The sequence below is a fragment of the Chryseobacterium sp. VD8 genome (genome assembly GCF_037149975.1).
In the GTDB taxonomy this organism is placed as follows: Bacteria; Bacteroidota; Bacteroidia; order Flavobacteriales; family Weeksellaceae; genus Chryseobacterium; species Chryseobacterium indicum.
Map to the genome: position 1 here is coordinate 1 of NZ_JBBCQL010000026.1, position 20,488 is coordinate 20,488.

Sequence of the window (20,488 nt, forward strand, 5' to 3'; positions counted from 1 at the left end):
TAAAATCTCAGGAATAAAGATCAATATATTGAAACTTAGTGGAATGTCTGCCGTCATTAAAGATTGTTTAATAAGGATTAGTAACAACCGTTTTATGTCAGCTGTTTAAATCTAAACTTGTCTGAACTTTTTTACCTCAAAAGATTGTAACACTTTAGTTATTTAAGTGTAATACTTAAATGGAAAGAAAGGGCAAAATAAGTAAAAAAAAAATCAAAGATTTTTTCTCTTTGCAGACTTGCGAAATACTTTACATACATCCAATAAAGTCTTTTGTAACTCTTTCGCGGTTAAATTTAAAATGAGTTTAAACTTTCTTTAAAAAATTAAATAAAGATATTCTAAAAACGTTTAATAGCTGAACCAATTTGCCATAAAAATAATTATAGAAACAAACGATTCTCTTTTTAAATCCATATAATCGTTTGTATGTCTTTACCGGTTTCAAGCTTTTCTTTTTTTCGTATCTCTGCCTTTAATGGCAGTAAGTACGTTTCGTGTTTGGAATCAAACCAGATAGCTGTCTCCCATTCGCTCTCTCCAATTCGTGCTTTTGCCTTTAGTCTTCCCCATCCTTCTTCTTCCGATTTTAAATTTTTTCTGATTTCTTTTGCCAGCTTATTCGGAAGCGAAACAAAATACCAACCGCCCTTTCCGGAGGACTGCCATATTTTTGTAGTAAATTCATACTTTAGTCTTCCTCTTTTTTTCAGATTCATAGTTGTTTTATAGTCGATGATTTAATCAGAATAATGATCTTATTTTATTTGTGAATTTTGATGGACTAACTTTTGTCGGTTTAATGGTATTACAACCATTAAAAGTGGCAAAAGATTTCATCATCTCTACAAACGATTCTTTCCATAATTCGCTGTCAATACTTGTATTTTCAATGTGTAAATGGATGATTTCAAATTCTTTTTCTTTTCTGTGCGCTTTACAATCCACCCGTCCTATAAAGGTGTCGCCAAATAATACAGGTAAACAGAAATAACCGTATTGCCTTTTCTCTTTTGGTGTGTAACATTCAATCTTAAAATCAAAATTAAAAAACTGTTTTATTCGGTCCCGATGAATAATTGAATTGTCAAATGGCGATAAAATATGAATGTCTGAACTGGTTTTGTTTGACAAATTTTCCAGTGAAGTTTTATTCACAAAAACAGAAGACATATTTTCAATATTTACTTGTTTTATGGTTCCTTCCTGAAGCATTGATTTTAAGACGGTGTCAACATTTTTTCGTATTAATTCTCCTGTTTTAAGATGGGTAATTTGCTTTACTGTGGTAAATCCGTAGGCTTTCAAATAGGTTTTTACTAAATATTCAGCAAATTCGATTTCAGTTGGTAAGGTTGTATTAATCGTGTTCGGTAAAACATTTTCAGTAAGATCATAGGTTTTTTGCATTCCCTTTCTCCCTGTAATCATTAAATCACCTTGCAAAAAAAGTCTTTCAAGAGCTATTTTTGTAGGTTTCCAGTTCCACCAGCTTCCCGCTTTTTTGGTTTCATTTTCAAAATCCCTTGCTCTTTTAGGACCTTCTCCACGAATCGTATCCAAAACGTATTTCATCACTTTTGGGTCTGTATTGTAATAATGCGTTTTGCTTTGTTTCACCTCTGCCATTTGAGGCAATGCAAACCGAAAATCCTTTATGGGAAGATAAGACGCAGCATGAAACCAATATTCAAATATTTTATGTTCTTCAACCAATTCATCTAAATATTCTGCTTTATAATCTGGTATTCTTGTCCAAAGTGTATGATGATGGGCTCTTTCAACAACTGATAAAGTGTCAATTTGTAGATAACCAAGATGTTCTAATGCCTGAAGAACTGCATTTTTACCTTTTCCAAAAGGATATGGTTTTATTAATCCCTGACTTTCTAATATCAAAAAACGAAGTTGTGATAAAGTCAATTCTTCCGTCATAATTGTAATTAAAGAATAGAAATATATGTTTTTTTAGTTAAAAAGGAAAATTGGTTTGATATTGATTTTCGATAGCTTCATAAGGAATTTATGTTTTCTCAACATAGTATTAATTCTATTGGGTAATAAAATATCATAAAATTCCATCATTTGGATAGTTTGTTAACTATAGTATTTTAGATTTTTGCTTTCTCTCTTAATTTTTTAAACTTTTCCTTTTCACTTTTTTTTAATTTAGCCAGCAATTGCGATTCAGAATCTATTTCATTATAGTCTATTTCTAAGCTTGTTAAAAACTGTCGCATTTCTTCCCAATGGTCTCCATAAAGTCTGTTTAAAAGTTTATATAAATAAGTCCAATCATAATGCTCATATATAAGCTTGCATTTAGCCACTTCTGAGTTTTTTAAAAAATTATAAACACGGTACTCATATAAACTACGAAACATTTTTTCGTTTATAATTTTTCGCTCTAACATTCTTTCACAGATTTCAAATAGTCCTAAATAATCTTCAATTTTTATCCAATCATCAATTTCTGTTGGTTTTATTGTCTGCCACCTTCCTTCTCTAAAATCATTGTGTACACATCTCCTGTCTTGATGATGAAAAAGTTCTCTAAGTGTAAGCCAAAAATTTGCTTCATTAAAATTCGCATCTTTTTTTATCTGAGTTAATGAAATAACCAATGCAGCTAATGCGCCCAATCCAGATAAAAAAGTTCCCCACAATGCTAAGTCATTTAGTTCCATAATAAAATTTTTAAATTATACAATACGATTTGGATAACATCATATAAAGTAACCAAGATTGCGATTTCGAAACAATTACTTTCTGCTACACATAGTTCAACAGAAGCAAAAACTTGATTTAACAAATAAAAGTCACTTGGGGTATGTGATGTTATGTGATATTTTGACACTCAATATTAGTTTAAACCAATAAACACTTTAATTGCCTAGATAAATCTATCCCCAAAAACGCCAGAAAGAATTCCGATAGTAAGTGCAGCTCTCCAATTTGCTGTCATCTTCATTTTTTACCAATTTCTGTAAAGGTAAATATTCTAAGAAACGACCGTTTGTTCATTTAGCAAGAACGGTTTAACTTGGAGAAGATGAAATGTATCTACGAACACAAAACTAGTGCTAGCCGCGGGCTTAAAATCCGAATAGTTTTGTGTCAATGCCAATACCAATTCCCGCCCAATATTTTCGATGATTGTCCCAATGACTTCCAGCTTGGTCTAATCCAAAGTCGAAGCCAAGAGGGATAATAGCAATCGTTATGTTTTTATAAGTGTATGTGATTGCCAATGATGTTGAGAGCATGAAAGCATTATAAGATGTATTGGTATTTTGGAAAAAAGAGTTTGTATTCTTGTCGCTAAGTTCTTGTGCCATAGGTGCAACCATAAAGCCTATCGAAAACTTGTGACTACTTGTAGAATTGTCTAACCAATATCTTTTTCTATCCCATAATGCAACGGGAAAATAGAGTCCAATGTTCTTAACATCGGCTTGTGCTGTCACATATCCTTGCCGATTTTTAGCCCTCACTTTGAATGGTACTGTCATTACCGAAATGGCTGTTAAAGAACTCGGAAAATACCTGTTACTTTTAATGCTCACAAATTCATTTTTTTTTAACTCTGCTTCGTAAAATTTTATTTTTTTGTCAGAAAAATCGACAAACTTGAATTTCAAAGTAGTTAATTGATTAGCATTTGAACTTTCAACAATCTCGGTTGACAGGACTTTGATGTCATTTAAATTTTCAAAGGTTTTTTGATCAACATATGTTTGACTGAAACTTAGTTGACAAACAAGTACAAATGCAAATAGAAAATTGTATCTCATGACTTAGGATTTTTAGGTGTCAAATATATTGAAGTCAATTAATGTTATAGGTTTGTTGCGAATGGTTCGCCACTAACATTTGCATCAACACATTGCGCCAATGCAAACTAAAAAACATTTAAGAAGTCTCCCTCCCCTCCCCACTCTTCACCTTATCCACATGCAGCTTGGCGAGCATTCTTTTGATAATATATTCATCGGCTTTTTGCTGTCCTTCGAAGATTAATTTTCCATCTTCGCAGATCTCAGAAATATATTTGTATAAGCCGTCGTACAGTTCTTTTTGAGTGCCGATGATTCCTGCTACCTTTTTCATTAACTGCGTCTGCTCATCGGCTTTTGCGGCAATAGCCAATTGAAAATCCTGCAGATCCTGAGGTATCGTACTTTTCATTCCCTTATCCTGTAAAACCGTAAGATGGGCATTGACCAATGAAATAAGGTCTGTAAGCTTACTGCCCACTCCTTCGAAATTACGCTTCTTAATATCGGTAAGAATCTGTGTGGTGAGGTTAGTGGGAATCCCAGCTCTTTCAATGCGTATTCGCAGACTTTTAAGAGGTTTCTTCAGGTCTTCTCCTAAAAGATAAAGTGCCTGTGTTGCCTGTTTCTGCTGTACCAAAGCCGTGTTACTGGCTTCTTTCTGTTCTACTTCTGTAATTTTCGACTGAAAAGCATCTTTATATGCCTGTGTATAATTATGATCCTCCTCTGCAAAAAGCAAAAGATCCCTGCTGAAACTAGCCATAAGATCTTTGGTCAGTGGAAGATATTCTTCCTGTTTAATATACATGGTTACTTGTTTTTAATTTAATACTAATATAATAATTTTTATTATAAATTTAATATATAGTTAAACATATTTTTAAAAAATTATATTTTTAAAACTTTTTTAACATCTTTATAAATAATTGAAAACTAATTATTAATAGCCTATACATAAGATAAAATCTATTACTCATCATAAGCAAATAAAAAATATTTATTGGTGAAATTTTGTTCTTCTTGGGATTAAAAAACCTTTGGTTCGCAGGATAATGAATATTGCATACCGTACAAAACGACTGCGCACCAATATTAACAGCTTTTTTCACCCGGCAAAATGCTGTTTTCTGTAGGACGAATTTCTTTTATCTGTTGGCTGAAATCAATTTTCATAAGAGTCAATTGCTTTTTACACCAGAGAAATTCCTGTTCTCTGTAGAGAAAATACCTTTTAACCCTAAGGTAAAACTTTAATCCACTTATTATTCCAGTTCAATGGGGCTATATGGAAGAGGTGCAGATTTTACAGCGATCTGACTTCCATCCTCATTGTAAGCCTTCCCATGGAAAAAACCGGGATTATCACAGTACGTTTGAAGGGCTTTTCTAAACTGCTCTCTGGTTACATGAAGAATTCTTTTTTCGGCTCTTAAATAGATTTTATCTGCTTTTTTATCCATTCCAACTGCAGTAAAATGGAAATTCTCTTTAGTGTCTTCTATTTCTAAAATCAAGCCGGGAAGATTCTGAAAAATATAGGGTCCGTTATTAATAGGAATTTCTTTACAATACCATGCTGTATACTTTCTTCCCCGATACTTTGCCGTGGCTTTGTTACATACATAGCCTAGAATCTCCCTTGTCTCATTTTCAAGTTTCCAGTCAGGAGACGGCTGTTCTTCTTCATATTGGTACATGATATTTGCTTTATCCTGTACTGTAATTCTATTTTCCGGAAAATTTTTTATTAAAACACTTTTCCATTTTTCTGCTAAATTAAGAGACTCACTTAATTCTTTAGCTCCTATTTTCTCCAAATGACTGTATTTCTCCATTAAAGAATCTTTACGCAATACATTAAAATCTGAAAATTTAGAATATTTCTTTCCTATCTGCAGAACGCAGGTTGTTTCCAGATTTTTCTTTTTGGGATCTTTAACAAATTCTGTTTTATAGTAAATATTCTGATAACTGCTGTCAATAACCATTGCTTCATAAGAATCAGGTTTCATAGAAAAATTTCCGCTCACGGAAATCTGGGCATTGGAGAAAAAACTTAAGAATAAGAACAATAAATGTAATAAATTACGGTTATCATAATTCTTTTCATTTGTAATTAGCATTTTGTATCATTAAAATATTCTACGGCTTCTTGTAATTCTGCCCAATTCTTATAATTGTCTGTACATAAAGAATAGGTGACTCCACATAAAGCAGTAATACCAACCCATTGGCTTCAAGCCTTTCCACCTATTACTGTTTTAAGATCATCTCGAGATATTTTTTTTAGTTTTTTCATTATTTTCATGTTTATATCCATTGCTAATTTAACAATATAAATCACATTAAAAAGAAAAATTTTATTATGTTAAATTACTTTTAGATAGACACTTATACACATTTAAAAATACTATCATACAAAACAATCACCTTAACTTTTCTGGAGTTGACAACAGATTAAAAACACAATTAATACCAAAGAAATAAAGAAACAATCACTTCTCATACCTGCTTTTTAAATTTTATTTTCACTTATTGATTATCAATCACTCTTAATCCTTTCTCAAATGTTAATTATTTTTTAAATTTGCACCCTATGATGAAACCTGTTGGAAAATTAATTGTTATCGGAGGTGCTGTAAACAAAGGAAGTTTTGCAGAAACCGATTTTGATCAAAACGTAGAAAAAAACCTGAATTTCTTTGAGAGAGGAATTCTTCGAAAAATTATCAATGAATCGAAGTTAAAAGAGAATTCCGTGATTGAGATTATCACCACTGCCTCTCAGATTCCGCAAATTGTAGGTTCCGAATATAAAAAAGCCTTCGAATTTCTAGGTGCTAAAAATGTAAACATCCTTGACATTCATAACCGTGAGGAAGCAAATTCTGATGCGATTGTTGCCAGAGCCAATGCAGCAGATGTGGTGATGTTTACAGGTGGAGATCAGTTGAGACTGACTTCAATTCTTGGCGGAACAAGGTTTCACGATACCATTTTACTGAAATATCAGGAACAGGATTTCATCTATTCAGGAACTTCTGCCGGAGCCGCAGCAGCATCGGAGAATATGATTTATCAGGGAAGCAGTTCCGAAGCTTTGCTGAAAGGAGAAATTAAAACCACGCAGGGTTTGGGACTGATCGATAACGTAATTATTGATACCCACTTTGTACAGAGAGGAAGAATCGGAAGACTTTTTCAGGCGGTGGTAAACAATCCCAGAACTCTGGGAATCGGTCTGGGAGAAGATACCGGATTGTTCATCCACAATGATGTGATGACGGCGGTAGGTTCCGGACTGGTGATTCTGGTCGACGGAAGGTTTATTAAAGACACCAATCTTACCAACATTAATCTTGGAGAGCCTATTTCTATTGATAATTTAACGGTTCATGTAATGTCGATGAACGATCATTATGATCTTACGACAAAAACGCTGACGATAGAGAATTCTCAGTTTAATCCGATCCCGCAAGACCGTTAAATACGATCTGTAGAGTATGTTCAGACATAAAGGCAGAACAAGGACATATTATCATAATCTGCATATCGCATGTTTATTGTCTTTTGTTGCCGGAATTGTAAATGTTGCCGGTTACCTATCTGTACAGACTCTTACAACTAATATAACAGGTCATTTTGCTTATTTTATTGATGAGATATTCAGTCTTAGATTCTGGAAGGGAACAGTTTACTTTCTGTACATACTTTTTTTCTTTTTCGGATCTTTTGTCTCGAATTTTATAACAGAATTTGCATCAAGAAAAAACAGTAAATATCTGTATATAATCCCCACTCTTATCGAATGCTGCCTTTTACTGGCAGCCGGTATCTGGGGGAATTACTTTATAGTATACAACTCTGTTCTTCTGTCTTTTATTTTATTGTTTGCCATGGGTTTACAAAATTCAATGGTAACCACTATTTCCAATGCAACAGTAAGAACAACCCATTTAACAGGATTATTTACGGATCTGGGTATTGAACTTTCACAGCTTTTCTTTTATAAAAAAGCGGATGATAAAAGAAAGAAACTTTTGTCTTCAATAAAACTCAGGATTTCCATCATCAGTTTTTTCTTTCTGGGAGGTATTACCGGAGGAACACTTTATGGATTATTGAGTTTAAAAATATTAATTTTAGCTGCCCTAACATTGATTTCAGGAATATTGTATGATTTTATCAAAATTGGGTATATTGTCTACAGAAAACAACATTAAAAATGAAAATAATCATCCACGGCGGATTTTTCTCGGAAAGCGACCAAAGCCACGAAGTAAAAACAGCCAAACAAAATTCATTAAAAAATATTGCTCACAAAGCATTTGAATATTTAAAATCCAACTCAGCATTTGATACCGTTGCCTACGCTGTTTCTTTACTTGAAGATGATGATCTGTACAATGCAGGAATCGGTTCGCAGATCCAGAGTGATGGTGTGATCAGGATGAGTGCTGCGATTATGGATGGAGAAACGCAGAAACTAAGCGGTGTTATCAATATTCAGGAGGTGAAGAATCCCGTTTTTGTGGCGAAAGAGCTGATGAAGGAAGACGACAGGGTTTTGGGAGGAAGCGGCGCTAAAAATTACGCAACAGAACATGGTTTCGAGAATTTTTCAACTGAAATTCCGCAAAGAAGAAAAGAATATGAAGCAAAACTGGAAAATGGCGGAAAAGGAACGGTAGGCTGCGTCGCGATTGATAAGGACGGAAAATTAGCCGTTGCCACTTCTACCGGAGGAAAAGGATTTGAAATCCCGGGAAGAATTTCGGACTCGGCAACAGTTGCCGGAAATTATGCCAATTCTTTCTGTGCGGTAAGCTGTACCGGAGTGGGTGAAGATATTGTAAGCAATGCCACTGCAACGAAAATTGTAACCCGAGTTACCGATGGCATGACGATAGAAGAAGCGTTTACAAAAACTTTCGACGAGTTAAAAACCATTGATGGCTTTGCAGGTGCTATTGCGATTGATAAAAACGGAAATATATACCATCAGGACTCTTATCCCACTATGGTTTTTGCAAGTTTTGACGGAGAAAATTATGAAGTTTTCAATTAAATTTAACATTATTTTATAAGTCTGTTTATTTTTTTGGCACACATTTTACATGATTACTAACATCAAACTTTAATATTAACTTAAAAAAATAGAAATCATGGGAAATAAGACAAAAGGCTTATTAGCGTTATTAGGATTAGGAGCAATTGCATACTGGAAATACAAAAATTCTTCTGAAGAAGATAAGCAAATGGTGAAAGATAAGATCAACACCGCAAAAGACAACCTAAACAAATGGGGAAATGATCTTAAAGATAAAGCCAACAATGTTGCTTCACAGGTAAAAGACAAAGCAAACGACGTAGCTTCTCAGGCTCAGGATAAAGCGGAAGATCTTAAGAATAAGGCTCAGGAAGCGGTAAGCTAGAACATAAATAGTTTATTTTAACATTCATATATACAGGAAAGTCATAGTAATTTTTTATTACGATGACTTTTTTTGTGCTTTAATCGCGAAAACCAAAGGAATTTTATTTCCGAACTGAGGTATTCTCCATTTTCCTTTTTCAAATTCTTCAACATGCCTGAAACACGGATACGGCGACCAGTCGAATTCCTGAAATCTTTTAATCTGAAGATCCTGGTCAATTAAATTCTGAAGAACTTCCGCCAGAGAATGGTTCCACATCACATAATCCTGAACGATGTCCGCAGACTGATCTGCATAGGTTCCTTCATAGGTTTCCATAATCGGCTTTTCGTTGAAATAATTGTATTGTACGCCTTTAAAATCGTCATCGTACATCCAGACTACAGGGTGAAATTCTGCCATGATGAATTTCCCTTCCGGTTTCAGAAAGTGGTTAATCACTTTTGCCCATTCTCCCAAATCGGGAAGCCAGCCGATTGTTCCGTAGCTTGTAAAAACAATGTCGAATTTCTGATCGAGAACATCAGGAAGACTGTACAGATCTGTGCAGACAAATTCTGTATCGGTTTCTGCTTTCTGAGCTAGATCTTTTGCTGCTGCAATGGCTTTATCCGACAGATCAATTCCCGTAACTTTCGCGCCCATTCTCGACAGCGAAACAGAATCCTGCCCGAAATGACACTGAAGATGAAGAATGGTTTTTCCTTCAATATTTTCTAAAAGTTGCAGTTCGATGGAATTCAGGGAAGTTCTTCCTTTCAGAAACTCGTCTACAAAATAAAAATCGGATTTGAGATGAGGTTCTACTTTCGCATTCCACGAATTTTTGTTGATTTCAAGATAATTTTCCATTGTTTTTTAGTTTTATTGATAAGTCTGTTTAAACTTTTTACCGCAAAAGATGCAAAAGATTTTAACACATTAGTTATTTAAGTTTAACATCTATACAGAAAAAAGAGCACATAAGTTAAAAAAATCAAAGATTTTTTTCTTTGCAGACTTTTGAAATACTTTATATAAATCCGATAAAGTATTTTGTCTCTTTTGCGGTTAATTCTGAAATTAATTTTAAAACAGCTTTCTTAATCAGCTTTAAAATATTAAAATTACCAACCCTGAATCACATAGTTTTTAACCAAAAGCTTTCTTTCAGGTTGTGAAGCATCTTCCGGCTTAAACCACACTTCTATCCTGCTTCCGTAATAATCTCCCCAATCGCCCTCCTGTACGTTAAACTGTTTACTCAGAGGAAATTCTTTCAGTTCATCACTAAGATTTTCCACCTTCACTTTAGTATCTTTTGCAATTTCTTTTTCAGACAAAATTCTGTTGGTGGTAAGATCAAACATTTTCAGATAAACAGTTCCTTTTTCAATTTTATTAAGGAAAACCTGATATTTATAGGTTCCGGGCTGATTATAATCATAAAGGATCACCTCCGGTTTATCGACTTTAAACAGAGGTTTTTCGTCACTAAAAGATAGTTTTAAAGGCATATCTACTTTCACATTATTGGGATTGGAAATATCTCCTTTGTATTCTTTGTAAGGACTTTTTGGAATCAGGACTGTAAAGAAAACAGCCGTAATAAACATAAATACGACGGAAAGAATGATCTGTACGAGACCTTCTTTGAATCTTTTCTTAAAAATTTTTGATATTCCTAAAATAATATATCCCAAAGCAAGCATAATCGGCGTTATGAAGCATAAATTCCAGATGATTTTATTTACAGGTAAAATTAGCATCCATATCCAGCAAAAAATACCGACACATGAAATGAAAAACGGCGCAGACCATTTTCCGTTGAATATTTTGAAAAAAATTGCTTTTATCATAGTTTTTCTAATAGTTTTTTCTTCTGTAAGGTAAATTCTTCCTCCGTTAAAATGCCGTTTTCTCTTAATTTTCCTAATTTTTCGAGCTGCTCAAGAACGCTTTCAGAAATTACATCCTGTTCTGCAGAGGATGTTTCCGAAACGTCTTCCCTGTTGTATATTTTACTGATGAACTGGTAAAAATCTTCAGCATAATCTTTATTAAAAAACGACTCAAACTCAAACATTTTGTCTTTTGTATGAATTCTGATGTTCGGCGATACAAAGTTTTTGACGAAGCTTACTTCAAGAATATCCTCATTAAGAAATTCATTCACTTTTGCAGGTGAAAACATCGCTTTGGAAACTGAAATCATTCTTTTTGGAGTCGTAAACAGAATTCCGGCATCCGTAGTTTTTGCAAACTGTGCATCGGTAATCGCTAGAATCACTTCGTCAAGATCAAGAATGTAAGGAAGTTCCTTAATTTCTCCCTTTGTAAACATAGAAAGACTGGCTCTTAAAACTTCCAGCTGATTTTTTATTTCTTTCAGTCGTCTTTTATAAAGATCTTTTGACAGCACCCTTCGTCCTGAATCTGCAACTGCAGGTACATTTTCAGAAATATTTTCCTGAATTGTTTCCCGCTGAACAATTTCTCCGTTTTGGAGCAGGCTTTCAATGTCTTTTAAGCTGAAACGGTGCAGATCCGAAAGCAATTCTTCATTCAGCACACTCGCTTTTTCAAGGCATGAATTACAGATGATATTTGCGTCAGAAAGCTTATTTTCACCCAGCATCATATCGATTGAAGTCAGTTCTTTTCCACACAATCCGCAATGATTATTCATTGTAATATCTTATTATATTTAACCTGTTTTAATTTTTGATTTAGCTAAACAAGAAAAACAGGGATTAAAGTCGGTCTAATAATTTTTTCTTCTGTTCCGCAAATTCCTGATCCGTCAGAACGCCCATTTCCCTAAGTTTACCGAGCTTTTCCAACTGTTCAAAAATAACTTCCGGAGCTTCTTTCTGTACACCGGAGTTCTGCTGTACCGGATTTGAATCCTCAGGCTTTTGAAACGGATTCTCAGCAACCGGCATATTATAGAGATTAAAAGACGAAGACTGAATTTGTTGTTGTTGAACAGGCTGATTCACTTTCCCATGCAGATATTGATTAACTGCGTTGCAGAAGTTGTTCCCGTCACTTTTGTTATGAAGCTTAAATTCTGCTGTGGAACCGTTTTTAGAGAAAATTTTTAACGTTGAATATAAAAGACTTTCCACATGCTCAACAGAACGTATATGTTCGAAGAGATATTCATCTTTCTGCACATTTCCAAAAAGCTTTTTATCTATGAAAACCACTCTTTTCTGCGTAGAAAACAAAAGTCCTTCCACCTTCGAAGGCATGGTAAGACCTTCTGCAATAGCGGTTAACTTTTCATTATTTTCTAAAATATGAACGAGTTCTTTTACTTCACTGTTTACAAAAATACTCAGCCTCGCATTCAGGGCAACAATCTGATCCTGAATATCATCAAGTCTGGTCACTGTTCCGCCAAATCCAAAAGAAGGAGTTTGGGAACGCTGTACATTTGAAGTCTGTGAAGAAGCCGGATTTTCAACTTCGCCGATTTTCCCCTGCAAAATAATTCCCCTGATCTCGGGCAGGAAAAACTGCTGCAGATTATTGACAACATCCTTATTGATACCGGAAGCTTCATTCAGACATTTGTTACAGAGAATATGATTGTCTGCCAGTTTGTTTTCGTCCAAAAGCGTATCCATAGCTGTTAAAGGAGTTCCGCACAATCCACAAATATTGTTCATTTGGTTTTATGTTTAATAGTTTTAAAAATCACAAAACAATTTTATGATTTTCTAAAATACAAATTTGTAATTAAATCGTATCAACTGAAAATAAAAAAGCATCAGGATTAATGATGCTTTTTTATTCTTCTTATTTATTCTATCCTAAAAACTCTTCCAGAGAAACCGTTTTCTGTTCTCCTGCTTCGATATCTTTATAAGTTACCGTTCCGTTTTTAATTTCTTCTTCGCCTAAGAATACCAGATTTTTAATCCCTTTTTTCTCAGCGTATGTAAACTGTTTGCCAATCTTTGCCGCTTCAGGATACATTTCTGCGGAAACTCCTTTTTCTCTCAGTTGTCGGATTAATTTTAAAGCTTCTACCGTTTCATTTCCACCGAAATTAGCAAAAAGATACTCTGTTTTAGAGGTCGCTCCTTCAGGAAAAAGACCAAGTTCTTCCATCACAAGATAAATTCTGTCTAATCCGAAAGAAATCCCGATTCCCGGAATATTTTTTACGCCAAAAACTTCCGTAAGATTATCATATCTTCCGCCGCCGCCGATGGAACCCATCTGAACTTCATCTGCTTTTACTTCGAAAATCGCTCCGGTGTAATAATCCAGACCTCTTGCTAATGTAATGTCAAAAACAAGGTTCTGAATGTCCACACCGAGATTTAAAGATTGTGTAATAACAAACTCAAGTTCTTCTACTCCTTTCAGCCCAACTTCATTTCCTGCAAATTTTTCTTTTAGCTGAAGAAGATTTTCCAGCGCATCATCCGACTGGTTGAAAAGGAAATCCAGTTTATCAATGGATTCCTGTGCAATTCCTCTTTCCAGCAATTCTTTTACAACACCGTCTTTCCCGATTTTGTCTAATTTATCCAAAGCTACCGTGAAATCTATTAATTTGTCGGTAATTCCTGCAAACTCAGCCAATCCGGAAAGAATTTTACGGTTATTGATGTGGATGGTTACAGAAACTCCAAGCTCCGCAAAAGATTTCAGATACAACTGAACCAGATCTACTTCCTGCAAAAGACTTTCGCTTCCTACCACATCCGCATCGCACTGGTAAAATTCTCTGAATCTTCCTTTTTGAGGGCGATCCGCTCTCCAAACGGGTTGAATCTGATATCTTTTAAAAGGAAAAGTAAGCTGATTATGATTCATTGCCACAAATCTTGCAAAAGGTACCGTAAGGTCGTAACGGAGAGCTTTGTCTGAAATTTGAGAAGTAAGTTTCTGATGACTTTTATTTTCCCAATCTTCCTGATTTACTTTAGAAGTATAATCTCCCGAATTTAAAATTTTAAAAATCAGACGGTCTCCTTCTTCTCCGTATTTTCCCGTTAATGTTGAAAGATTTTCAAAACTAGGCGTTTCCAGTGGCTGAAATCCGAATAACTCAAAATTTTTCTGTAAAGTATTGATGATATATCTCCTTCTTGCAACTTCCAGTGCCGTAAAATCTCTCGTCCCTTTTGCTAAACTTGGTTTCATTTTTATAATAGATAAATGATATTAATATGTATAAGCTGCAAAAATAAGGAATTGAAAGGACTTTTACTACACATAAACCTGTTTAAGCTTTATCTGTAGATAATACTAAACCTCACAGGTTTTAAAAACCTGTGAGGTTTGCCTAATTTGAATAAGCTTAAAAGTCAATGCATTAAAATTATGTGAAAAATCTTTAAAATACTTAAAATGAAAATCCATTTAACAATACAAAAAGATCAGATACTTTCCAATATTTCCAGAATCTCTTCGCCGTAATTTTCTATTTTATGCTTTCCAAAACCTTTGATATCTCGTAACTCTTCTTTTTTAGCCGGTTTATATTTCGCTACAGACATCAGTTCTTTGTTTGAAGCAATAAAATAACTTGGCAGATTCTGTTCTTTTGCTTTCTCGGAGCGCCAGTATTTCAAAGCTTCCAGTATTTTTAATTCATCATTATTTAAGGTTTCATCTTCTGCGGAGTATTTTGCCATTTTAGAATCTTTTACAACACTTTGCTGAACGATTTTCAATTCTTCAAAATACAGCACAACCGACCAGTATTTTTCGTCCTGAACGAAAGCGGTTTCAACTTTTATAATATCGTGCGATTCCAGAAACGCTTCAAGTGTTTTTTGATCTTTTTCAAGTTGTCTGTCGTCTAGTCCGATTTTAAAAACTTTAATTTTCATGGCTTGTAATTTTTAGATTATTTTCCTCCCAACAAAAGAATTTCATCTACACGAATTTCTGTAATGTATCTTTTTACACCGTCTTTATCGTCATACGATCGGTAAGTAAGTTTTCCTTCCACAGCGATTTCTTTTCCTTTCGGAACGTATTTCTGAAATATTTCAGCGGTTTTTCCGAAAGCAACCACATTGTGCCATTGTGTTTCTTCTACTTTTTCACCTTTTGCATTGGTGTAATGATCTGATGTTGCAAGGGAAACGGCGGCTTTTACATTTCCGTTATCGAAGCTGATGATTTCCACTTCTTTTCCTGTAAATCCGATGAGCATAACTTTGTTTCTTAGTGACATAACTTTATTTTTAAATTTAACATTCAGATAAGAGACGTTCATGTTTTTCTCAAATCTCTGTGGCAAAGATTGTTGAATTTCAGAACCGGAGTCGGTAGAAAACTATTTAAATTCGTTTGTAGTCGTTTGCAAACGGATAATTTCGTATCTTTGAAATCCTATGAAGAAGACAATAAAAAGAACGTTCCGTGTTTCCAAATATGTGATTTACAGAGAAACTCTGGTAGACTATAAAGAGCATTTCTGGTCATTTCTGGGAGCGTTTTTCGGAATCGGAATAATTGCTTTCATCCAGTCGCACACTTTGTCGGCAACAGAAAATATCTTTTTAATCGGTTCTTTCGGAGCTTCAAGCGTTTTAATTTACGGAGCCATTCAAAGTCCTCTTGCACAACCCAGAAATTTAATCGGAGGACACGTTCTGTCGGCTTTGGTAGGCGTTACCGTTTATAAAATTGTTCCGGACATCATCTGGCTTTCTGCACCTCTGGCTGTTGCTTTTTCCATCGTTTTAATGCAGTACACAAAAACGCTTCATCCCCCAGGCGGAGCCACTGCGCTTATTGCGGTAAGTTCTACAGGAAAAATTCCGGAACTGGGATATTGGTATGTTCTTTCTCCTGTTCTTTCAGGATGTATTATTTTATTGATTATTGCTTTAATTTTCAATAATATTACCTCAAACAGAAGTTATCCGAATCATAATCGGTTTACATATTTACTGAAGAAAAAACACAAACATCCACACAAAATGAAAAAGCTATGAATTGTCTCGAATGCGGCGAAAAAATTATCGGCAGATCCGACAAAAAATTCTGTAATGATGCCTGCCGAAATGCCTACAACAATAAACAGAACAAGGATTCCAGCAATCTGATGCGCAACATCAATAACAGGCTTCGCAAAAATTACAGAATTCTGACGGAAGTGAATACCGAAGGAAAAACAAAAATTGCCAAATCCAAGCTCGATGGCTTAGGTTTTGATTTCGATTATTTCACAAATCTGAAAGTTTATAAAAACGGCTCCGAATATAAATTTATTTACGATTACGGCTATAAACTTTTAGAAGATGATTTTGTTCTGATCGTAAAAAATCAGGCTTAGAAACAACAAAGATTTTTAAACATGAAAGAAATTGTTCTTATCACGGGCGCAAACGGACTGGTTGCCAAAGAATTGTCTAAAAAACTTGAGAAAGATTATACGGTACGTTTTCTTACGCGAAAAAAACAGAACAGCAACGATTTTGAATGGGATATTAAAAAAGGAACGATCGACGAAAAAGCTTTTGAGAATGTTTCCCATATCATTCATCTTGCGGGAGCGAATATTTCGGAAAAAAGATGGACCGATGAAAGAAAAAAAGAACTGATTTCAAGCCGTGTCGATTCTGCAGCTTTGCTTTTAAAAACTCTGCAAAAAAATAATATCAGATTAAAATCTTTCATTTCCGCTTCCGGAATTAATTATTACGGAACAAAAACAACAGAGAAAATTTTTACTGAAAATGATGACCCGGGAAATGATTTTTTAAGTAAAGTAGTTATTCTCTGGGAGAAAGCTGCGGATGATTTCAAGGAACAAAATGTTGCTGAAAGAGTAGTTAAAATTCGTACTGCAGTTGTACTTTCTGAAAAAGACGGGGCTTTAAAAAAGATGCTTCCACCTGTGAAGATGGGCATAGGCTCACCAATCGGAACCGGAAAACAATATATGCCTTGGATCCATATCAATGATATTTGTTCGATTTACGAATTTGCCTTGAAAAATTCTGAACTTGACGGCGCATTTAATGCGAATTCTCCACAGCATACTACGAACGAGAATCTGACAAAAAATATGGCGGAAGTTCTTCACAAACCTTTATTTATGCCCAATGTTCCCGCTTTTGTTCTGAAACTGATGTTCGGAGAGTTGTCGGAGGCCTTGCTGGAAGGTTCGAGAGCTTCATCCGAAAAAATTCAGAAAGCAGGTTTTCAGTTTGAATTTCCTGAATTAAAGCGCGCTCTGGAAGATTTATTGAAATAAAAAATGTAACGAAGATTGTAAAATCTATGCAAAATATGAACGTACATATTGAAAAGACGGAAATTTTATCTGATAACTGGTACACTTTGAAAAAAGTAACTTTCAGTATTCAAAAAAAAGACGGAACCATCGAACAGCAAAGCCGTGAAGCCTATGACAGAGGAAATGGTGCCGTTATTTTACTTTATAATAAAAAGTCTGAAACAATTATTTTGACAAGACAGTTCAGACTGCCAACTTTTATCAATGGAAATCCAACAGGAATGCTGATCGAAGCGTGTGCCGGATTATTGGACGATGACAATCCCGAAGACTGCATCAGAAGAGAAACTGAGGAAGAAACAGGCTATAAGATCTCAAAAGCTGAAAAAATATTTGAAGCCTATATGTCTCCCGGTTCGGTAACAGAAATTCTTCATTTTTTTATTGCAGAATATTCTACGGAAATGAAAATTACAGAAGGCGGCGGATTGGATGAAGAAGGCGAAAACATTGAAGTCCTTGAACTTTCAATTGATAAAGCATTGGAAATGATCGATTCGGGAGAAATTAAAGATGCAAAAACAATCATGCTGCTGCAATATTTAAGAATTAAAAATATTCTATAAAATTCAAATTTAAATTAATTTTATTCAAGCCATTATGAAACTAATATATACAATAAGTCTTTCTTTATTTTTATCTGCTTCTGTTTTTGGACAGAAAACTGAAAAAGCAGGCCCTAAAGATAAAGCTGTCATTGAACATTTTAAGAATGATTATAAAAAGAAAAATTATAAGAAGTTCGATGGAAAAATGACACTTAATGACAATCAGATATTGTTTGATAACAAAATTATATTCTATGATAAAGCGGATAAAATTACTGAAACGATGCTTAAAGAAGGATTAATTTATCCTCAGCTTTTAACGGAATTTCAGGTTGATAAATTCGAAAACGAAGACAGCGACAGAACGCAGAAACGATTTGCCAAAATTCAAAAAAACTGGAAAGATTCTTTTGAAGTCAATAATATTAAACTGAGTGGTGGTTCTGAACTGAGTTTTTTAAGTACCGATGAAAAGGTAAAGCGTTTTAAAGTGGTTTGTAAAGATCCAAAGTTTCCGAATCTGATGATTTATTATTTTGAATTAACGGATAAAAATGCCACAAAAGATACTTCTGTTCAGGATTTTATTAAGAATTCCAAACTGACGCATATTTTCCAGAGAACAGAGTAAAAAGGATGACTAATAACCATAATATCAATGCAAAAGCATTCTTCAGAAAATATTTTTTGGTAATTATTTTTATTATCATTCTTTTGTTGCAGGATTTTTTTCTCAAACCCTTTGTAAAAGATCTGTATTTAAACGACGATATAAAAAATTTCAAAGAGTTTTCATGGAAATACACGGTTTTTATTTTTACCATTCTTGCCGGAATCATTATTTTCATTTCAAGGAAAAGCATTACGCTTTCGGCTGTGCCTTTAATTTTATTGGGTTTAATGATATTCGGCAGCGGATTTTATTTCGGATTTCATTCTTTGGTGGATAATGCTTTGCTTTTAATCAATTCAGAAACTAAGAATACGGAAATCAATAAAACTTACGAAGTAATTCATGATAAAGAAAAGAAAGTTTTTTGGCTGAATAATGAAAATTCTATTCATGATAAAGAGGATCTTCAAAAAATTAACCGCTATAGAATTTCAAAAGGTTTAAAATCTATTTTTGATCTTCAGAATAATGACACGGTAGAAGTAACGTTTAATAAAGGATGGTTTGATGTAAATTATCTTGAAAAATAATTGCGCTCTGAAAATGTACAATGCAACCAGAAGGAACAAAAATATAGGAACCGAAAATCAAGGTTTCAGTCAAAATAATAAATTGAAAATTTCAACACCTAACGGAACATTAAAGTCTTTTTACGAAAGAATTGGTAAGCATGAAAAAGAATCTAAAATAATAAATGGACACGAATTTTTATTTATCATAGAAGAGCTTCGCGAAAACTGTTATCACTCCTGTTCTGTTTCTGATCTTGAAAAGATAATCGAAAATATTCCTAAAGAAGATTACGGAGATTTAAAGTTTATTGTTTTACGCCAACCGAAAAGAAAGGAGGAAATAATCTCTCCGGTTTGGGGAAGACTTGTTTACAGCTTTGAGTACGAAAACGAATATTTTCCGGCGATAATTTTAGACTCAATAGATTTAAACAAAAAGTTAATATGGTCTAAAAAACAAAGCATCGAAGATCAGAAAGAATTTGAAAGATTAAAAGGAGACGGACATATTTTTACACAAAATAAGAGAAGTTTTATTTCTCAGTTAAATTTAGAGCCTTCAAGAAATACCCAATTGTACAGAACTTTACTGCATGAATTTGGCCATTATGTTCATTATTTAGAAGTTGTTGAAAGACCTTTCGAAAATGATGAAGATTGTGATGCAAAAGAAATTCGTGATGATTATTACTCAGCCTTACCTAAAGTTGAAAAAGAAAATTTTGCCCATCAATATGCTGATCGACTACAAAAAAAATTAACCGAAGAAAAAATAATTCCTTTTAATAGTCTTTAATTTAAAAGATCAAAAATGAAAATCAAAAGCATAGATCACCTTGTTTTAACAGTTGCAGACATTGAAAAAACAGTAGATTTTTACACCTCTATTCTTGGGTTTGAAGTCGTAGTTTTTGGAGAAAACAGAAAAGCACTGACTTTTGGAAATCAGAAAATCAACCTTCATCAAAAAGGAAAAGAATTTGAACCAAAAGCTGAATATCCAACTTGTGGTTCTGCGGATCTTTGTTTTATTTCCAATACCGATATTCATGAAGTTTTACAGGAACTAAAGGAAAAGAATATTGAGATCATCGAAGGAATTGTTGAGCGAACCGGAGCTTTGGGAAAAATACAATCGGTTTATTTCAGAGATCCGGATCTGAATTTAATTGAGGTTAGTAATTATCTGTGAAATAATATTTAAAATTATGCACAAAGATTATCTTAATATTAATTTTCAGGATAAAATAAATTAATACTGAATAAGTTATGATTTTT

The 20,488-nt window shown here is 33.9% G+C and carries 26 protein-coding genes; 12 read left to right on the forward strand and 14 right to left on the reverse strand.

Going from position 1 to position 20,488, the window contains the following annotated elements:
• Positions 1-407: 407 nt before the first annotated feature.
• The 7 genes from WFK35_RS04920 to WFK35_RS23270 form a co-directional block, all read right to left on the reverse strand.
• The gene (locus tag WFK35_RS04920) at positions 408-719 is read right to left on the reverse strand and encodes a DUF1905 domain-containing protein (protein ID WP_336731620.1); all 312 of its coding nucleotides are present in this window, start codon (positions 717-719) and stop codon (positions 408-410) included.
• 25 nt (positions 720-744) lie between these two features.
• Positions 745-1,935, reverse strand: coding sequence for a winged helix-turn-helix domain-containing protein (locus WFK35_RS04925; RefSeq protein ID WP_336731622.1), 1,191 nt, complete (start codon positions 1,933-1,935; stop codon positions 745-747).
• A 176-nt stretch (positions 1,936-2,111) separates the two neighbouring features.
• Positions 2,112-2,687 (reverse strand): hypothetical protein, encoded by a 576-nt coding sequence (locus tag WFK35_RS04930; RefSeq protein WP_302717423.1) that lies wholly within the window; start codon positions 2,685-2,687, stop codon positions 2,112-2,114.
• Positions 2,688-3,095: 408 nt separating this feature from the next.
• Positions 3,096-3,794 carry a hypothetical protein gene (locus WFK35_RS04935; RefSeq protein ID WP_336731625.1) on the reverse strand — a complete coding sequence of 233 codons (699 nt, stop codon included), beginning with the start codon at positions 3,792-3,794 and terminating at the stop codon, positions 3,096-3,098.
• 118 nt (positions 3,795-3,912) lie between these two features.
• Positions 3,913-4,587 carry a hypothetical protein gene (locus WFK35_RS04940; protein ID WP_336731626.1) on the reverse strand — a complete coding sequence of 225 codons (675 nt, stop codon included), beginning with the start codon at positions 4,585-4,587 and terminating at the stop codon, positions 3,913-3,915.
• A 454-nt stretch (positions 4,588-5,041) separates the two neighbouring features.
• Positions 5,042-5,902 carry a GLPGLI family protein gene (locus WFK35_RS04945; RefSeq protein WP_336731628.1) on the reverse strand — a complete coding sequence of 287 codons (861 nt, stop codon included), beginning with the start codon at positions 5,900-5,902 and terminating at the stop codon, positions 5,042-5,044.
• A gap of 113 nt (positions 5,903-6,015) precedes the next feature.
• Positions 6,016-6,099, reverse strand: a complete 84-nt coding sequence (locus WFK35_RS23270) for a bacteriocin-like protein (RefSeq protein WP_442892001.1) — start codon at positions 6,097-6,099, stop codon at positions 6,016-6,018.
• Between the two features lie 279 nt (positions 6,100-6,378).
• On the opposite strand from WFK35_RS23270, the gene WFK35_RS04950 reads away from it, so the two are divergent.
• From WFK35_RS04950 to WFK35_RS04965, 4 genes are all read left to right on the forward strand, one after another.
• On the forward strand, positions 6,379-7,266 hold the full coding sequence (locus WFK35_RS04950) for a cyanophycinase (RefSeq protein WP_214591096.1): 888 nt from the start codon (positions 6,379-6,381) through the stop codon (positions 7,264-7,266).
• A 16-nt stretch (positions 7,267-7,282) separates the two neighbouring features.
• A complete protein-coding gene (locus WFK35_RS04955; protein ID WP_336731629.1) occupies positions 7,283-8,002 on the forward strand; it encodes a YoaK family protein in 720 nt (239 codons plus the stop codon).
• Between the two features lie 2 nt (positions 8,003-8,004).
• Positions 8,005-8,847, forward strand: a complete 843-nt coding sequence (locus WFK35_RS04960; protein WP_336731630.1) for an isoaspartyl peptidase/L-asparaginase — start codon at positions 8,005-8,007, stop codon at positions 8,845-8,847.
• 97 nt (positions 8,848-8,944) lie between these two features.
• Complete coding sequence (locus WFK35_RS04965) at positions 8,945-9,214, forward strand: YtxH domain-containing protein (protein ID WP_214589936.1); 270 nt, start codon at positions 8,945-8,947, stop codon at positions 9,212-9,214.
• A gap of 57 nt (positions 9,215-9,271) precedes the next feature.
• On the opposite strand, the gene WFK35_RS04970 is transcribed toward WFK35_RS04965, so the two are convergent.
• The 7 genes from WFK35_RS04970 to WFK35_RS05000 form a co-directional block, all read right to left on the reverse strand.
• Positions 9,272-10,069: a class I SAM-dependent methyltransferase gene (locus tag WFK35_RS04970; protein WP_336731631.1), complete on the reverse strand. Its 798-nt coding sequence runs from the start codon at positions 10,067-10,069 to the stop codon at positions 9,272-9,274.
• A 254-nt stretch (positions 10,070-10,323) separates the two neighbouring features.
• Positions 10,324-11,055, reverse strand: a complete 732-nt coding sequence (locus WFK35_RS04975) for a hypothetical protein (RefSeq protein WP_336731632.1) — start codon at positions 11,053-11,055, stop codon at positions 10,324-10,326.
• Positions 11,052-11,885 (reverse strand): PH domain-containing protein, encoded by an 834-nt coding sequence (locus WFK35_RS04980; RefSeq protein ID WP_336731633.1) that lies wholly within the window; start codon positions 11,883-11,885, stop codon positions 11,052-11,054. Before WFK35_RS04980 ends, WFK35_RS04975 begins: the two co-directional genes overlap by 4 nt.
• Positions 11,886-11,949: 64 nt before the next feature.
• Positions 11,950-12,873, reverse strand: a complete 924-nt coding sequence (locus tag WFK35_RS04985) for a PH domain-containing protein (RefSeq protein ID WP_336731634.1) — start codon at positions 12,871-12,873, stop codon at positions 11,950-11,952.
• A gap of 139 nt (positions 12,874-13,012) precedes the next feature.
• Positions 13,013-14,362 carry a histidine--tRNA ligase gene (gene hisS / locus WFK35_RS04990; protein ID WP_336731635.1) on the reverse strand — a complete coding sequence of 450 codons (1,350 nt, stop codon included), beginning with the start codon at positions 14,360-14,362 and terminating at the stop codon, positions 13,013-13,015.
• A gap of 236 nt (positions 14,363-14,598) precedes the next feature.
• On the reverse strand, positions 14,599-15,054 hold the full coding sequence (locus tag WFK35_RS04995; RefSeq protein ID WP_336731636.1) for an HRDC domain-containing protein: 456 nt from the start codon (positions 15,052-15,054) through the stop codon (positions 14,599-14,601).
• A 17-nt stretch (positions 15,055-15,071) separates the two neighbouring features.
• Positions 15,072-15,404, reverse strand: coding sequence for a single-stranded DNA-binding protein (locus tag WFK35_RS05000; protein WP_336731638.1), 333 nt, complete (start codon positions 15,402-15,404; stop codon positions 15,072-15,074).
• Positions 15,405-15,564: 160 nt separating this feature from the next.
• Between WFK35_RS05000 and WFK35_RS05005 the strand changes: the two genes are divergently transcribed.
• From WFK35_RS05005 to WFK35_RS05040, 8 genes are read left to right on the forward strand one after another with little or no spacing between them, the layout of a single operon-like run.
• Positions 15,565-16,170 (forward strand): HPP family protein, encoded by a 606-nt coding sequence (locus tag WFK35_RS05005; protein ID WP_235130559.1) that lies wholly within the window; start codon positions 15,565-15,567, stop codon positions 16,168-16,170.
• Complete coding sequence (locus WFK35_RS05010; protein WP_214589944.1) at positions 16,167-16,511, forward strand: hypothetical protein; 345 nt, start codon at positions 16,167-16,169, stop codon at positions 16,509-16,511. Before WFK35_RS05005 ends, WFK35_RS05010 begins: the two co-directional genes overlap by 4 nt.
• 21 nt (positions 16,512-16,532) lie before the next feature.
• Positions 16,533-17,435 carry a TIGR01777 family oxidoreductase gene (locus WFK35_RS05015; protein ID WP_336731639.1) on the forward strand — a complete coding sequence of 301 codons (903 nt, stop codon included), beginning with the start codon at positions 16,533-16,535 and terminating at the stop codon, positions 17,433-17,435.
• A gap of 26 nt (positions 17,436-17,461) precedes the next feature.
• Positions 17,462-18,043, forward strand: a complete 582-nt coding sequence (gene nudK / locus WFK35_RS05020) for a GDP-mannose pyrophosphatase NudK (protein ID WP_214589946.1) — start codon at positions 17,462-17,464, stop codon at positions 18,041-18,043.
• A gap of 34 nt (positions 18,044-18,077) precedes the next feature.
• Positions 18,078-18,656, forward strand: coding sequence for a hypothetical protein (locus WFK35_RS05025; RefSeq protein ID WP_336731641.1), 579 nt, complete (start codon positions 18,078-18,080; stop codon positions 18,654-18,656).
• A gap of 5 nt (positions 18,657-18,661) precedes the next feature.
• Complete coding sequence (locus WFK35_RS05030) at positions 18,662-19,228, forward strand: hypothetical protein (RefSeq protein WP_336731644.1); 567 nt, start codon at positions 18,662-18,664, stop codon at positions 19,226-19,228.
• Entirely contained in the window at positions 19,218-20,006 is a 789-nt protein-coding gene (locus WFK35_RS05035; RefSeq protein ID WP_336731645.1) for a hypothetical protein, read from the forward strand. Before WFK35_RS05030 ends, WFK35_RS05035 begins: the two co-directional genes overlap by 11 nt.
• Positions 20,007-20,021: 15 nt before the next feature.
• Positions 20,022-20,402, forward strand: coding sequence for a VOC family protein (locus WFK35_RS05040; protein ID WP_336731646.1), 381 nt, complete (start codon positions 20,022-20,024; stop codon positions 20,400-20,402).
• Positions 20,403-20,488: the final 86 nt, after the last annotated feature.